The organism is Pedobacter sp. N36a (assembly GCF_014472395.1).
Classification (GTDB): Bacteria; Bacteroidota; Bacteroidia; order Sphingobacteriales; family Sphingobacteriaceae; genus Pedobacter.
In genome coordinates, this window is sequence record NZ_JACSZW010000001.1 from 136,107 (window position 1) to 151,431 (window position 15,325).

18 protein-coding genes and 1 pseudogene are annotated in these 15,325 nt (G+C 41.2%); 2 read left to right on the forward strand and 17 right to left on the reverse strand.

All coding sequences use genetic code 11. The annotated features are described in order from the left end of the window. Positions 1 to 100 precede the first annotated feature (100 nt). A complete protein-coding gene (locus tag H9X96_RS00660; protein WP_187664426.1) occupies positions 101 to 1,870 on the forward strand; it encodes a hypothetical protein in 1,770 nt (589 codons plus the stop codon). Between the two features lie 148 nt (positions 1,871 to 2,018). Beyond that, the gene (locus tag H9X96_RS00665) at positions 2,019 to 2,213 is read left to right on the forward strand and encodes a hypothetical protein (protein WP_062549506.1); all 195 of its coding nucleotides are present in this window, start codon (positions 2,019 to 2,021) and stop codon (positions 2,211 to 2,213) included. Positions 2,214 to 2,398: 185 nt separating this feature from the next. Here the strand turns inward: H9X96_RS00665 and H9X96_RS00670 are convergent, their stop codons facing one another. The 17 genes and pseudogenes from H9X96_RS00670 to H9X96_RS00745 all read right to left on the reverse strand — a co-directional run bounded on the left by H9X96_RS00670 (position 2,399) and on the right by H9X96_RS00745 (position 15,321). After that, entirely contained in the window at positions 2,399 to 3,700 is a 1,302-nt protein-coding gene (locus tag H9X96_RS00670) for a family 20 glycosylhydrolase (protein WP_187664427.1), read from the reverse strand. Continuing rightward, positions 3,687 to 4,913 carry a family 20 glycosylhydrolase gene (locus H9X96_RS00675; protein ID WP_187664428.1) on the reverse strand — a complete coding sequence of 409 codons (1,227 nt, stop codon included), beginning with the start codon at positions 4,911 to 4,913 and terminating at the stop codon, positions 3,687 to 3,689. The genes H9X96_RS00670 and H9X96_RS00675 overlap by 14 nt, the downstream gene beginning before the upstream one ends. 93 nt (positions 4,914 to 5,006) lie before the next feature. Beyond that, positions 5,007 to 6,068, reverse strand: a complete 1,062-nt coding sequence (locus tag H9X96_RS00680; protein ID WP_255430940.1) for an acyltransferase family protein — start codon at positions 6,066 to 6,068, stop codon at positions 5,007 to 5,009. Between the two features lie 276 nt (positions 6,069 to 6,344). Beyond that, positions 6,345 to 6,518, reverse strand: coding sequence for a hypothetical protein (locus H9X96_RS00685; protein ID WP_187664430.1), 174 nt, complete (start codon positions 6,516 to 6,518; stop codon positions 6,345 to 6,347). Positions 6,519 to 6,524: 6 nt separating this feature from the next. After that, positions 6,525 to 6,815 carry a hypothetical protein gene (locus H9X96_RS00690; RefSeq protein ID WP_187664431.1) on the reverse strand — a complete coding sequence of 97 codons (291 nt, stop codon included), beginning with the start codon at positions 6,813 to 6,815 and terminating at the stop codon, positions 6,525 to 6,527. A gap of 11 nt (positions 6,816 to 6,826) precedes the next feature. Beyond that, positions 6,827 to 7,282 (reverse strand): hypothetical protein, encoded by a 456-nt coding sequence (locus H9X96_RS00695; RefSeq protein WP_370576688.1) that lies wholly within the window; start codon positions 7,280 to 7,282, stop codon positions 6,827 to 6,829. Positions 7,283 to 7,382: 100 nt separating this feature from the next. Then, entirely contained in the window at positions 7,383 to 7,736 is a 354-nt protein-coding gene (locus H9X96_RS00700; protein ID WP_187664432.1) for a hypothetical protein, read from the reverse strand. Positions 7,737 to 7,832: 96 nt separating this feature from the next. Then, positions 7,833 to 9,377, reverse strand: coding sequence for a TonB-dependent receptor plug domain-containing protein (locus tag H9X96_RS00705; RefSeq protein WP_187664433.1), 1,545 nt, complete (start codon positions 9,375 to 9,377; stop codon positions 7,833 to 7,835). Between the two features lie 171 nt (positions 9,378 to 9,548). Further along, positions 9,549 to 9,806, reverse strand: coding sequence for a FecR domain-containing protein (locus tag H9X96_RS22775; RefSeq protein ID WP_255430976.1), 258 nt, complete (start codon positions 9,804 to 9,806; stop codon positions 9,549 to 9,551). Between the two features lie 165 nt (positions 9,807 to 9,971). Further along, a pseudogene (locus H9X96_RS22780) lies at positions 9,972 to 10,106 on the reverse strand (anti-sigma factor); the annotation flags it as partial. 32 nt (positions 10,107 to 10,138) lie between these two features. Beyond that, positions 10,139 to 10,594, reverse strand: a complete 456-nt coding sequence (locus H9X96_RS00715; RefSeq protein ID WP_187664435.1) for an anti-sigma factor — start codon at positions 10,592 to 10,594, stop codon at positions 10,139 to 10,141. A 67-nt stretch (positions 10,595 to 10,661) separates the two neighbouring features. After that, a complete protein-coding gene (locus H9X96_RS00720) occupies positions 10,662 to 10,865 on the reverse strand; it encodes a sigma factor-like helix-turn-helix DNA-binding protein (protein WP_187664436.1) in 204 nt (67 codons plus the stop codon). Continuing rightward, on the reverse strand, positions 10,840 to 11,238 hold the full coding sequence (locus H9X96_RS00725; RefSeq protein ID WP_187664437.1) for an RNA polymerase sigma factor: 399 nt from the start codon (positions 11,236 to 11,238) through the stop codon (positions 10,840 to 10,842). The genes H9X96_RS00720 and H9X96_RS00725 overlap by 26 nt, the downstream gene beginning before the upstream one ends. Positions 11,239 to 11,366: 128 nt before the next feature. After that, positions 11,367 to 12,293 carry a transporter gene (locus H9X96_RS00730; RefSeq protein ID WP_187664438.1) on the reverse strand — a complete coding sequence of 309 codons (927 nt, stop codon included), beginning with the start codon at positions 12,291 to 12,293 and terminating at the stop codon, positions 11,367 to 11,369. A gap of 13 nt (positions 12,294 to 12,306) precedes the next feature. Beyond that, complete coding sequence (locus H9X96_RS00735; RefSeq protein WP_187664439.1) at positions 12,307 to 13,350, reverse strand: cytochrome-c peroxidase; 1,044 nt, start codon at positions 13,348 to 13,350, stop codon at positions 12,307 to 12,309. Between the two features lie 6 nt (positions 13,351 to 13,356). Continuing rightward, positions 13,357 to 14,208 (reverse strand): MbnP family protein, encoded by an 852-nt coding sequence (locus H9X96_RS00740; protein ID WP_187664440.1) that lies wholly within the window; start codon positions 14,206 to 14,208, stop codon positions 13,357 to 13,359. Between the two features lie 9 nt (positions 14,209 to 14,217). Next, complete coding sequence (locus tag H9X96_RS00745; protein ID WP_187664441.1) at positions 14,218 to 15,321, reverse strand: cytochrome-c peroxidase; 1,104 nt, start codon at positions 15,319 to 15,321, stop codon at positions 14,218 to 14,220. Positions 15,322 to 15,325 lie beyond the last annotated feature (4 nt).

A 15,325-nucleotide genomic window follows, 5' to 3' on the forward strand; every position in this document is an offset into this window, starting at 1 on the left:
CTGAGCTAATAACCTCAATCATACAAAAGCGTGACTAATATCATGTTTTTAAATTTAAATAGTCTGTTCTTTTGCGATGCAAGTAAATTTTTCTCAGCAAATGAACCATACTTTTCACATTCCAGTTTTAGGCTTAGGCTATTCAATTGATACTCCTTTAAAGGTGGCCAGATATGGCATCTCCTCTGTTGTTTCCATCGTAGATGATGAATTGACAGAGCGCATGAGGAAATACCATGAGGAAAAAACCGCAGGTACATTTACGTTCATCGACAAGAAACAAGCTGATAGCCGTGCCAAGAGGATTACGGCCTATCTGAACTTATTGGATTTACAGGTGAAGAGGCAATTTGCTGCTTTAAAGGCACAGTCTTACGAAGAAGGAACAGACCTGAATCTTTATTTCGAACTGCTGCCAGCGCAATCTGCATGGAAAAAAAGGTACCAGGAAATGAAAAATTTACCAGAAGGCCCGCAAAAAACTGCCTTGCAATCTGAATTAATTGAAGTCATCACACCTGGGGCGATTGATGTGAATATTATGTCTAAAGTGGATAAGGCAAATTACAATGCGAACCACGAAACTGACGGTGATGATTTTACAGATGCATTAGCAGCGATGCGCGGTTTTACAAATAGTACTTTAAATTCTTCGGTGATTATATCCGCAGGACTCAACCCAAGATTGTATGCCTATATGGAAAAATGCAGTTCCTTTTATCCGGATGCAAATGGCGCATTTTCAAAGAAAATCATTCTTAAAGTCAGCGATTTCCGTTCGGCATTGATCCAGGCCAAGATGCTGGCAAAAAAAGGGTTATGGGTGTCCGAATTTCGTGTAGAATCAGGATTAAACTGCGGAGGACATGCCTTTGCAACAGAAGGTTTTTTATTAGGCCCTATTCTGGAAGAATTCAAACAAAAACGTGGAGAGCTGGCAGCAGAGCTTTACCAGATGTATATTAATGCCCTAAAAAGCAAGGAAATCCTTGAAATAGCCTTGCCTGAACAGCGCATTACAGCACAAGGTGGAATTGGTACCGCCGAAGAACATGAATTCCTGCTCAATTATTATCAGCTGGATGCTGCTGGATGGGGAAGCCCATTTCTCCTTGTACCTGAGGCGACAAATGTGGACGATGAAACCTTAAACCAATTGGCCAGCGCGGTGGCGGAAGACTATTACTTGAGCAATTCTTCTCCGTTAGGTGTACTTTTCAATAATTTCAAAAAGAGCAGTGCTGAAGAACAGCGCTTGCAACGGATAGAAAAAGGCAGACCAGGCAGCCCATGCACTAAGAAATTCTTATGTACCAATACCGAATTTACTGCAGAACCCATCTGTACCGCATCCAGAGAATATCAAAATCTGAAAATAAAGCAGTTAAAGGAACAGGAGCTTTCCGAAACTGATTACCAGCGACAATTCCAATCTATTACGGAAAAGGTGTGTCTGTGTGAAGGTCTTTGTGCCTCTACGTATTTGAAAGTTGGCATTATGAAACCAAGAGAAAACAGGGCGGTCAGTATTTGTCCCGGTCCAAATCTTGCCTTCTTTCAAGGTAAATACTCCCTGAAAGAAATGATCAATCATATTTACGGCCGTGAAAATCTACTGGCCAATGTCAGTCGTCCAAACCTATTTATTAATGAACTTCATTTATATGTAGACTACCTGAAGAAAGACATTGCCAACCAGATGGAAGAATTAACGACAAAAAAAGACAAATACTTCAGCAAGTTTAAACTGCAATTACTAGATGGTATCGCTTATTATCGTGCCCTCATTCCAGAACTAAAATTCCAGGATAACTTATCCCTGGAAGAAATGCTGAAGCAACTGTTATTGGCTGAAAAAAGTTTAAGTTAAACCCATTCAGACGCTCAAAACATAAGGCCACGTGTCAGAAAAGAACTTTGGTGTATAGTTCTCCCCCCCTTCTTTCCGTGGCTTTTATGGAACCTAATTTTTTACTATATTAGTTAAAAGGAATTTCGATACTATAACCAAAAATAACATGGAAAAAGAAGCTATGAAATCATTACTGGGCATCATTGACCAGCAAGTTAGTTCTTCGATTTTAGGAGGAATGGAAGAGCAGTATGAAGAATTGGAAAATTTAGGGTATATCCATATCAATAGGGATCGTGTTCAGCACGCCGCTTCTATCACTCCTGAAGGCATGGAATTTTTATATCACGATAAAGAATAAGGGCATATTGTCATTAAATTGTTTTTATTTTTCATACTTAAAACTTTTTATTAACAAACTCCGTTATATCATCAGTTTGTTTGGTTTAGGTTGATCTGTGGTGGGTCAGCCATTATTAAAACAGGGATAGATCTCTCCGATTCATCCCTGTTTTTTTGTTTAAACACCAGTCTTTAAAGTTCAGATCAATTGATCACCATACTTCTTCCTCCTCTATTCGTGACATCAAAAACACGGAACTTCACACCTTTCTGAAAAGGAATAGGCTGAGTATATATTTTACTGCTGGCCATTGGTTCCTTTCCATCCGTAGTATAACGGATGATCAAACCTGGCAATTGTACATTTGCAGCGATCTGGCCATTACTCAGATTTATTCCTGGAGTCGGTATTCGGTATTTAAACCCTCCAGCGTAATAGTTCAGTCTTGGCAATTCTTTTTTGCCCAGCACATTTACAAATTCAGACCAAGCCTGATCATACGATACTTTTCCTTTTTCGAGGTCTTCTTCCAGTGCCCATTCCGGATCTTTCGCCCAGGCGCGTTCTGCCAACCCCAATAATTTCGGCAGCAGCATATATTCAAATTGTTCAGGCGTTTTAATGTTTTCGCTCCATAATGGTGCTTGCAGTCCCGCAATATTTGATTTCCCAGCTTCTGTTAATCCAACCTTGTTTTTATAGCGCGCTGGATTTGCAGGATTTCCTTCCTCATCTTCTTTCATATTCTTATAATAATCGAAAGGAATGAAATAGAAGAGCTTGTCTACATCTACATAACCACCCCAATTCTGCCCGTTTTCTAGAAAGCTTTTGTTCGAAGCCAGGTCTATATAAAAATTGGTGACTGGTGTTAACACTACTTTATATCCCTCATTGGCCATTTTATAAGCTAAATCTTCATTACCGTGTAAGTTATTCCAAACATCTACATGAAAATTCTCCTTGAAGAATCGCGGTTCAGGTACCATTTTCATTTCGCCATTTGATTCTTTTTTATGCAATCCGATTTCTTCCCATCCAGATAAATAAAGCGATTTGGATTGCAGCATTTTGTTTAATTTACTAAAGAAATAGAACCACAATTCGTCTGTCCCCGGCACTGGTGGATCTTTGATGGCCAGTTGAGCAGCTGCTGGTGATTTCTCCCATACGCCGACAGGTACCTCATCACCACCAAAATGGATAGTAGTTAAAGGTGCATTTGCTGCTCCATGCATGGCGATCAGCTCATTCGTTACCTTTTCCAGAAAGTGATAGCTCGAAGGTAAAGCTGGGTTGATCACATTGTCATCAAAACCCTGTACAGATCGATATTTACTCTCATCCTTTAAATCACTTAACAAATAATACTCTGCAGCTGTTTTGTCTCCAGCCTTCATCAAACGGTGGTAGCGGGCCTCCATTGCTTTTATGGCTGCTCTGGCATGACCAGGGGTCTCAATTTCTGGGATCACCCGGATATGTCTTGCTCTAGCATACCTCAAGATTTCTATATACTCTGCTTTGGTATAAAAAACCTGTTCCAGAGTTCAGACCTGTTATTGGTCCAGAACCATAAGCAGGCAAAATCTGAGCGCGTTCTGTTACAGAATGACCTCGTGCTGCCCCTACGGTAGTTAACTCTGGCAGGCCTGGAATTTCCAAACGCCAGCCTTCATCTTCTGTCAGGTGAAAATGAAAAACATTGAGTTTATACAAAGCCATCAGGTCCAGGGCCTTCAGTACTTCAGATTTAGGCTGAAAGTTCCTGCCTACGTCCATCATAAAACCTCTAAATCCAAACCTCGGATGGTCATTAATCACAGCTGCAGGTATAGCAATCGACTTTTCAATTTTCGACCAGGAACTTGCAGGAAACATACTTTTTAAAGATTGTATCGCATAAAAGGCACCTGCCGGATCCGATGCTGCTATAGTAATCTGATTAGGCGAAATGGTAAGCGCATACGCTTCCTCAGCCATTTTTTCGTCTTTCAAGAAAACAATTTTCCCAGCAACGGCACTTGGTCTGCCAGCTGTTTTTTCACCTAATACCCGCGTGATGTCCTGGGTAAGCAAAGACGCTTCATTTGCAAAAGCAGGTATTCCTACTACATTCACCTCTCTGGTTAAGCGGAAAGTGCCTTTACCCGGAGAATAATCCGCAGGAGTTGGAAAAACCAATGGCAATTGATTTACCGGAATATCTTTGATCTTTTTATTCTCTTCATAAACTTTCTTTGACAGCTCCTGCTCAAAAGTGAGCCGGGCTGCTAAGTGCTGAAATTCTACATTTTTAATCGCAGCACCCTGATCAGGTGTTTTGTCCCAAACCAGATAAAATCCCGAGGGGCGTTCTGAAACATTATAGATAGTCTCCGTTGCTATATGAAGTTTAACTGCTTCAGCAGGCGCAATTGCCTTAAAGGATGGCAATGGTGACAATTGGAATAAAGCCCCGTTAACGAGCGTAATCTTCGCCAGCAAGCTATCAACTCCAATAGTCTTCATCGCCCTGGAATTGAAGAAGATTTTCCAACCCGCAGCAGGTAAAGAAACTTTACCATTATTCTTGACGGTCAATACCATTTCATCTTTATCATTGGTTTGCATCCAGTTCAATTCTAAATCGGCAGCAGAAACAAGGGCAGCTTTCTGAGCGGTAGCCGATCCGCTGATACTAAATATAAAGAAAGTAGCAAATAAGTAAATTTTCATGGGCATATATTTTAATATGTTTTGAATTGATTTTTATCTAAATCTTCCAATCAAGACCTTTAAACACGCTATTGATGAAGGAATAAACACGAATTAAACCCTGATGTAGATCTTTTTCTTGTCTAAAATATAGCCAATCAGCCAGCAGACCAGCATGAAGCAGATGGCGAACAACAGTGAGCCGAAAGGTCCTGGAGCAATCGCCTGAAAAAACACCGTATTGATCCAGCCTGCAAAATCTGATTTTGGGAATATGGTATTGACAATAATTAGTAAAAGATCAGCCACAATATAAATGAACAAGGGATTCTTACCGAATACCGTAAAAAAGCCCGTCCATTTCACATAAGATTTCAGTTCGATGATATAAATTAATACAGCGATAATGATCAGGTCTAACCCACAAGTGATCAGGACGAAGGAACTCGTCCATAATTTCTTGTTAATCGGGAATGCAAAGTTCCAGCACCAGGCCAGGAACACCAGTGATACTCCTACGAGTAACAGCCTGGCAATACTTTCAAAGCCTTTTCCTTTTTCCTGAATAAACTTACCTGCAAAGTAACCGATCACCACATTTACACAAGACGGAATCGTACTTAAAATTCCTTCTGGATCAAAAGGAACGCCTTCACCATGATATAAATGAGCACTTCCAAGCAAAAATTGATCGAGATACTGACCTGCATTTCCAGTCATATTTAAGGGATCGCTGGAATCTCCAAAAATGAGCAGCAGCAGCCAATATCCAATTAGGAACAAAACACTCAGCACCATCACCCATCTCGTAGATAAATAATGGACCATTAAAGAAACGATCCCATAACACAAAGCGATCCTTTGTAACACCCCCATGATCCGGGTATTTCCAATGGGAGAAAAGCTAATTCCACCGGCCTCATTATAATGAAAAAATGGGAACCAGTACATCAGATAGCCGATTAAAAAGATGAGCAGCGTTCGTTTAAATATTTTACCGAGTACTTCCCTGTCACTCATCAGGGCAAACTTTCTCGCAGAAAAGCTCATGGCATTCCCTACGGCAAAAAGAAAGGAAGGAAAAACCAGATCGGTAGGTGTAAACCCATGCCATGCCGCATGTTCCAGCATAGAAAAAGGCTGTGCTCCGCTCCCCGGTGTGTTCACAATGATCATAAAACAGACTGTCATTCCCCGAAATACATCAAGGGATAAAAAACGTTGCGGTTGGTTCATTAGCTATAGTATAGGTTACAGGAAAATTTAATAGCGAGGAAGGAGCGACATCCGTCCCTCCTTCCTACAAAAGGTATCAATAGAAATGGTGATTTCCTAATTGTATCCTGGATTTTGTTTAAGGACTGCTCCTCCACCTGCATTGCTCAAATCAATTTGTCGCTATGGAATCGGATAAATGTCATTTTTCCCTTTATAAATTTTCCATTTCTAACATCAGAATTTTTTGGGACCGTAAGGACCACCATAACGCTGATCTCTGATCCAGGTTTCTCCCGGATAATTGCCCCAGTCTAAATATGGAATCCCACGTCTGCCTGCTGTCCAGTCCAATCGCGGATCTAAAGTTCCCTGATCGGGCTGAAAAGGTTCAGCCCCCTTGATTCCCATATCATTTCACACCGCATACTCTTTATAATCAGTCAAATATGGCAGACCAGTTTGCGCATCCGTTCTATAATGATTGACCAAATCAATAGAAGGTTGAAAAAATCCACAGCAACCAAAAGGGCTCTCGCCATAAGGAAAATTCAGCATATCGCCGTTATTTCCCAAAGAAGGACCATTAGCATCTACATTCGCCGACATCTGAATTGCAAAAACCACTTCAGAAGTGTCTTCTTTACTGGGTTTAAAATTATCTGCAAATTCATCATTCAGTTTGTATTTCTTGCCGCTGCTAGTCACTCCGGAAGCGATTACGATATCAAGTAGGTTTTGTGCCTCTTTAAATGATTAAATAGTAGATCAGTGATGTTTTTTCTATAATAATCTGCAGAAATCTCTAATTTCCCTTGGAATAAAGTGGCATCAATACCAGTTCTGTTTTTATAAAAACCAGATACGACATTATTTCCTCCACCGATGGCATAATAAGAAAGTGCGATATCACTGCTATAGGTATCAAATGAATTTCCTTCTGACACATTGAGCTGGTTGCCCATCACTCCCCACGCTCCCCGGATTTTCAGATCAGAGATCCATTTCACATCTTTCAGAAAAGATTCCTGAGAAAGACGCCATCCAGCGCTTAGTGCCGGAAACCAGCCATATACGTTTTCTAAAAACTTGGAAGAACCATCTCTTCTCAATGTTCCACCAAACAGGTATTTATCATTAAAACTATAATCTACACGTCCGATTAAGGAAAACATAGCACTGGCAATACGCTCGCTATTGGTATCTTTTGGTCCGCTGCCAGTGGTCGGGTTGGTATAGTCTGGATCAAAAAAAAATAACCTCTATTGCTGCCACTCATCGTGCTGTATCTGTTCCGCAAATCTTCTGTACCGACAACTGCTTATTGAAGGACAAAGTATTCGTCCAGGTATAATCAAAACTTGGATAAGAAGATTCAGAGTAAGAATTACTGATATTGTTCTCTGCATTTTCATATTGAGGATACACAAATGCCCGGCTATTTCCATTTGAATTAGCGCCACTAAATGAACTTCTCAAAATAAGTGAAGCGGGAAGATCAGCCTCTATAAATATATTACCAAACAACCTGTTGTCAGTGGCCTTATTGTTCTTCGTTCTGGCCAGCATCGCTACAGGATTAAACGCATCTCCAAGCGCCCCGCCGTAAGATCCACCATAATTACCCATGATGTCGTAGACAGGAATGATCGGCTGCTCTCTAAAAGCATGTCCAATGGCATTATCACCGGTTAATCCGCCAATTTTAGGATTAGTGCTGATGGACTAAGAAAAGTTTTCACCTACCCTCAGCTTTTTACTAATATTAAACTGTGTATTGGAACGTAGGGTATATCGTTCCAGATAGGTATTCATTAAAGTTCCCTTCTGGTTGAAATAATTGGCAGAAAGCAGGTAATTCCCCTGGTCTGAACCGCCGCTCACCGTCACATTATGACTGGTTATTGGTGCCGGGCTAAAGATTTCTTCATACCAGTTTGTCCCTTCTTTATTGGCACGTGTGATGCGGTAAAACTTTTTGTATTCGGCATCGGAAATAAAGAAAGGAATCACATTATAAAGGTTGGGATTTACTGAAGGATCGCCTTCTTTTGCTCCTTTTGGCAGGATATAATCCGGCAGTTCATAAGTAGGACCATTGCCATAAAGGTCATCCTTGAGGTTTGTTTCTCCGGAATTGATCAGCATCCGGCGTTTCAGAGTGGCCATTTCCGCCGGACTAAGGAGATCCCATACATTCCCGGTTTTTGGGCGCTGCGTACCGTAGTAGGCATCATAAATAACCTGTACTTTTCCCTTTCCTTTTTTTTTAGTAATCACAATCACCCCATTGGCGGCACGGGAACCATAGATAAAGGCCGAACCTGCATCTTTTAACACCTGAACAGATTCAATATCATTGGGATTAATATCTGCAAAACGTTCAGTTGGCACCCCATCCACTACAGACAAAGGACTATTGTTCCCGAAAGTATTGATTCCCCGAATCTTGATCTGGGGCTGTTCACCTGGTTGTCCGGAACCGAGTACGGTGACTCCAGAGGCCTGTCCTTTTAACAGATTAGCCACTGATGCCGTAGGCTGTTTCAGCATTTCTGAAACGTTGACCACCGATACCGCTCCTGTCAGGTCTTTCTTCTTTTGTGCAGCGTAGCCAACTACAACTACATCACCTAGAGAAGTGGGCGCTTCAGTTGACTCGACATTGACTATCGCTTTATCAGCAGCAAAAACCTCCTTGGTCATAAAACCGATATAGGTAAAAACCAGGGTAACATCAGCAGAAACTGTATTGATGGCATAATTACCATTTAAATCGGTCATAGCCCCAATAGAGGTCCCTTTTATTTTAACACTTACTTCAGGTAGGGTTTCCCCTTTAACTGAGGTCACCTGTCCCTTAATGATAACTACCGGCTTCTCTAGACCCGCTGCAACAGCGGCAAGACTACCTTTGTCATATAATAAAATATGCTGGTCTACTACCTTATAAGTAATATTTAGCGGGCCAAGCACCTCTACCAGAATATCCTTTAAACGTCTATTTACGACATTTAAAGAGGTCATCCTTTCAAATTTGATGGCCGAAGGACTATAAATAAACTTCACTTTAGTCAGGCTTTGTATTTCCTGTAAAAGCTGTCTGATTTTACCTTCATTCATGTTGATGGAGATTTCTTTGTTGAGTACTCCCTGAGCTTCTGCTTTTTTCGCAAAAGTACTGCAGGTAAATAAGATGACAAGAAATATTTGGCTTACAGATATTCGAATTGCTGTTATTATTAAAGCAACAAATCTCTTTTTATTCATACGTTTAGAAGTTTTTGTTCGTTAATGTGAAAAGTTTCGTTCAAAATCATTTTAACTGGCAATGTTCCGCAACATTGTCAGTTTTTTTGCCTTGGGCGGCTAGTAAAAGTCTCTCTTTTTCATACGCATTTGGTTTAGGTTTGGGTGAGGTTGGTTAACTAAACAGCCGGTTTAATGGCCACTATTTTTACTTTTAATGACGATTGTGGTGCCCGAAATCTCATACGATGCCTTGATAGCAGCACATAGAAAACCCAGTTTACTGTATAAATTCTGCTCGGTCAAATCACCGGTAAACGTGTCCTCCAGCAAAGTCTGATCAGCAATCAGAAATTTAATTCCATAGGTCCTTTCCAACATTGCAACCACCTCCGCAAGTGGTGCATCGTTAAAAGAGAACAGGTCGTTAACTTCCGTTTTAGTACTCATCTGCAAGGGTTCCGGGTTAGCAACAAGGCTTTGTTCAAAGGTTTGGTCATTCACTTTAAACACTGTTTTTTGATTTGGGGTTAAGATCACTTCATTGCGACGACCAAGGATACTTTCTACCACATCCAATCTGCCGCAAACCGGAGAAACAGCTACCTTTCCGGTTTTCACAGCAACTTCCGTCCGGTTAATGCTTCCATTAGTACTCATCAGAAAGCTGGTTCCTAATACTTTAGTGACCACATCTTTACTGTATACCATAAATGGCCTAGAGGCATCCGGATTAATTTCGAAAAAACCGGTCCCTTCTAATACGACTTAGCGCTTGTCTTTCAAAAAATGAACAGGATATTGAATACTTGCATTTGATTCCAACAAGACGAAACTCCGTCCTCAAAGATGACCTTTTGTGCCTGCTGGCCAAGATTCTGCTGCTTTTTGATCTCATTGGATAAAGCGGCAGTCATAAATTGCGGACTGGCCACCTGCTCTTTAAAAAACAGATGTCCCGTGATTAAGCAGAAACCTATGATGGCCGCTGCAACTCCAGACCACAGCCATGTCCTTGAGCGCGGTATTTTAGGGAATGGTTCATCGACTTCAGAAATATCCGTATGAATCCGGTCCCAAAGTTTCTGCTCCAGCGTAGTAATTTCTCTGGGATTGATTTCTTCCAAATCCTCCTTATCCAAAATCCCATACCATTCTTCAACGACACGTTTTTCTTCCGCTGTACATTTTCCTTCCAGATACCGATCCAATAAAAGATGAAATGCTTCTCTACTCATTGTTATAGCTTTTAAACTATATGTCAGTTAAAGCACTGCGATCCCTAAAGAAAATTAAAATATATTTTTATGCCAACAGCGCAATTAAAGGAGGTAAGAGGTAATCTTTTAAATGAAACCGCATGGATTTAAGCGATCGCGTGATGTGGTATTCTACGGCTTTCTCAGAGATATTGAGCTCCCGGGAGATGTCTTTCACAGAATAATGCTCCATTCTGCTCAGCTTAAACACCTCACCGGTTTTTTTAGGTAATCGGGCGATTCCCCTCATTCAGCGCTTCCGACAATTCATTGAGCATCAACAAATAGTTGGTATTGGCTACAAAATCATTATTGCAGACCTTCAGGTGATCCTCATATTTCGTGCGCACCAGCTGTGCCTTATAATGATTGATAATGTTATATTTAAGACTCCCAAAAAGATAATTGCTGATCGAGATAATATTGACGCTTTCTCTCTTCCTCCAAAGCTCTACAAAAAGATTTTGTGTGAGCTTTTCGGCGAGTTCCTTATGATGAACCTTCTTAAAAGCAACCTGGAATACCCCTTTCCAATAGCGACTATATATTTCCTGAAATGCACGCTCGCTTCCGTGCTTAAAAAGCACGATCAACTCATCATCGGTTAGAATTGAGAGATTCATACGGTCGTTAAGATAGGTTAGTTAGGGTCTGGTTATAACAAATTAAATCGAAGGTTTACCACAAATTCTTTAAAATAAATGAGCAAATGACTCAGCAGAATTCACTGCACCTGCTGAGTCGTTTTAAACTAAAAAGGAAGAGAAACGTGGAGCATCATACGGTTTCCAGCCTTCGCTCTACCGTCTGCAAGATTCTGAGAACGCACATTCTGATAATTTGCACCCAGTGTTATGCCCTTCAATGCCAGCTCCAGGCCTGCCACTGCGGATAAAGAATAACCTCCAGAAACCGGTACGTCATACTTGTTGTTTTCGACATCTTTTTGCGCGGTTTCATACAATACACCAGCATTCGGTGCTACCGTAATTTTTTCTGCAACTCTGAATTTATAATAAGCCAGTAAATTAGCCGTCAGCTTGTTCCCATAGCGATAATCATACTTATTTTCTGTGTTCATTTTATAATTGACATTGGCATTTAACCCCAGATCATTGTAACGGATATCATAAGCCGCATTCAGGGTGAAATCGGTACTGGCCGTTCCCAATTGAAAGTTATTAGGTGATTCGCTGACCGCTAAACGTTCCGTCGGCTCATATTTTCCGGTAGGTACTTTGATACCACCGCCAATCCAGATGGACTGCACTAATAAACGATCTCCAAGCGTTCCAGTCTGGTCCAGTAATTTGTAATAGCCCATCAATGCGATGTCGCCAAGCCCGGTTTTAGTGCCGTTTCCTGCCTGACTAACCCGTTCATTAAAATTATAAGGAAGAAAAGCCAGTACTCTGAATTTAGAACCGAAATTCCATCCAGCCCAAACTTCCATACTCTGATAAGTTTCATCCGCAGTAATTGGGGTTCTTTCTTCCAATGGCCCCAAGTGTGTCTGTAACGTTTTATGCTGATACCTTAAACCTATAAAACGCTTATTATATTCCGGCAAAATCCCCAGATAATAACTTCCTACACCGCAGCCACAAATGTCGCATGCCTTGCTTGCAGCGATGATGAACAGCATAAATATGGTCAGCACTATTGTTTTATTTCTCATTTCTATCTAAATATTATTGTTCTGAAAAGCGTTTATCATTGATAAATGCTTCATCGTTAAGCGTTCCAAGGAACGCAGTTAATTTCAATTTGTCTGTTGCCGATAACTCAATCCCTAGCCTGCCGTTTTTACGAAGCTGGGGATCAAGATTCGGTGTATCTCTCACTTCAGAATTATAATGTTCCAACATCCCATCCAGGGACAAAAAACGACCATCATGGGTAAAAGGAGCTGTATACTTCAGGTTTCTCAAAGAAGGAACTTTAAACTTATAGCGATCAGTTTCGATCAGCGTAACCGCATATAATCCCTGGTCATTTACTGCACTCGTCCCTAAGCCATTGTTACGGAAAGAGCCATCTGTAAATAAGGGTTCCGAATGACAAGAAGCACATTTCTCCTTGAAAAGCACGTACCCCTCCTGTTCATCAGCCGTAAAAACAGTGCCTTCTTTTCGCATTACCTGATCATACTTTGAATTGCTGCTCACGCACATCAGCATAAATTGCGACAGAGCTTTCATGAACCTGGCCGTAGTTACCTCTTCCGTCCCAAAAGCCTGTTTAAACATGGCGGTATATTTAGGTACGGCCCTGATTTTGTTCAATACATTTTCCAGGCTTTCATCCATTTCTTCATGTGTAGTAATTGGGGTAATCGGCTGAAGATCCAGGTCATACACTCCTCCACCCCACATAAAAGCCTTGCTCCAGGCCAGGTTCATGATCGGTGGAGAATTCCTGGTACCCAAACGGTCGTCGATTCCATGGCTCACATCATGTCCATGCTGTGTAAATGCAGCAGATTGAATGTGACAGGAACCACAGGTGATCGTGTTATTTCTGGAAAGCCTTGGCTCGTAAAACAAAGCCCTACCCAACTCAAACCCTTCCTTTGTTACCTTATTATTCGCGAAATTGTACACTGGCTCTGGAAAATTTGATGGCTTTTGAAAACCTAAAAACCTTTCTATTTCTTCTTTAACGGGATGGTCCTTCTTACAGGCCAGAATAAACAAGCCGAATACCAGTAAAACCATCCAATGTTTCTTTCTCATCTTCGCTTAATTTTCAGTGTGATCGTGTTTAAACATGTCCACATAATTCCCGGCTACTGTACTACTAAAATCATTAAACATCACGTTTGGATGTGCGACAATGCTGAAAGGAGTCTTCCCATTAAACACCTTCATCAGGTCCACAAAAAGATGCACATTGCTCTGTCTGTCTTTTCTTACTTTAGCAATCCCCGCAGCATTTAAGTCCATAGTAATCACTTTGATGTTGTTGATGGTAGGCACAGAATAACCGCCAAAAAATCCGATATGATATTTAAACTGCTTTTTACCGGTCGGATCTCCACTAGCATCATCAGAAATTACGTTAGAATTCCCTTCGTATTTAAAGAAAATATATCCGTTATTCCAGCCCCAATACATGCCACCATTCTCATGATCGCCACCAGCAGCAGGATCCAAAACACCGGTACGCTTATCTATAGGCATAGTGCTGCGCAGGCTATCTACTCCTAACGTAAAGGTAACTTTTGTATAATCTCCTTCCGGCACATGTACCTTCGCAAAACGGGAGGCTTTATCTGCTCCTTTAATCAAGAAATAACTGCTATCCGGATTCACGGCATAGCTATTACCAGCTGCGGTTTCTACTTTAATATTGCTGATAAAGTACTGTAAAAAGGAAATCGTAAATTGCTCTCCCGCAGCATTTTTATAAGGACTTCCGGTGTTGTTTAGCGTGAAAGTTCTGGCGCCAACTATATTATCGAACTCTATAGATAATGGCGCCAGATTGGCTTCCTGAAACTCAGGCGTTGGACTGTCTTTTTTAGAACATCCGGCAAAGCCGATGCTTAAAACGGACAGTAGGCTTGCTATTTTGAAGTATGTGTTTTTCATTTTTTTATTTTAATTAGTTTGACCTTGTGCTTTATTATTTATAAAGTCATGATCCGTAAGTATGTTTAAAAAGGCTAGAATCGCCTTTCTTTCTATTGCTGACATTGGGATCCCTGGTTTTCCCTGATTCTGGAATAAGCTGACATCAGTAGTTAAGGATATCTTTATAGCAGACTGATAATGATCCAGCACTTCCTCCAGTGTCTTAAACCTGCCATCATGCATATAAGGAGCTGTTAATGCCACATTTCTTAGCGAAGGTGTTTTAAACTTCCCCATATCCTCAGGATCAAAACTCACCCTGAAATGTCCCTGATAAATCCCTTCGTAGGCCTCAAAAAAATGATCATCGAGGCCATTGTTATGGAAAATCTGGTCGGTAAACAGCGCTCCAGCATGACAGTTGCCGCATTTTTCCTTTACCAGGTTCATGCCCAGCAATTCCTCAGCGTCTAGTAAAGCTGATTTTTCCTGACGGATGTATTGATCATAACGGGAATTACCGGAAATTAAGGTCCGCTGAAATTGCGCTAAGGCCTTCACCACATCCGCAGATTTGATTTCTGAATTAAAAACCTGCTTAAACCGGCTTACATAATCTGGTATTGCCTTCAACTCAGCCTCCAGCTCATATAAATCCTGATGCATTTCATCTGCACTGGTTAAAGGACCAAAAGCCTGGGATTCCAGGTTTTTGGCACCTCCATCCCAGAATAACCCCTGATTTGCCCAGGCCAGATTGAACAAAACCGGGGCATGGCGATCCAGCGTTTTTCCGGAAATCCCCTGATTGCTTAAGGCCAGTCCATCTGAAAACGCGAGCCCCTGATGGTGACAGGAAGCACAGGAAATCCGGTTATTACCAGACAATCGAGCGTCGTAAAACAACCTCCTGCCCAATTCAACCCCTTGCACTGTTAACCGGTTATCAGGCTGTTTCATTACTGCTGGGAAATTTGCAGGACGCGCTAATTCTAGGTCATGCAGGCCATCTTCATTCAACACTTCCGGCACTACTTCTTTTTTACAAGAAACCAGCAGCAGTATTGCACTAAAAAAGAAAGCTTTAAACCCTGGAAAATCGAAAAGCAGAAAAGTTGAATGACGACGCATGATT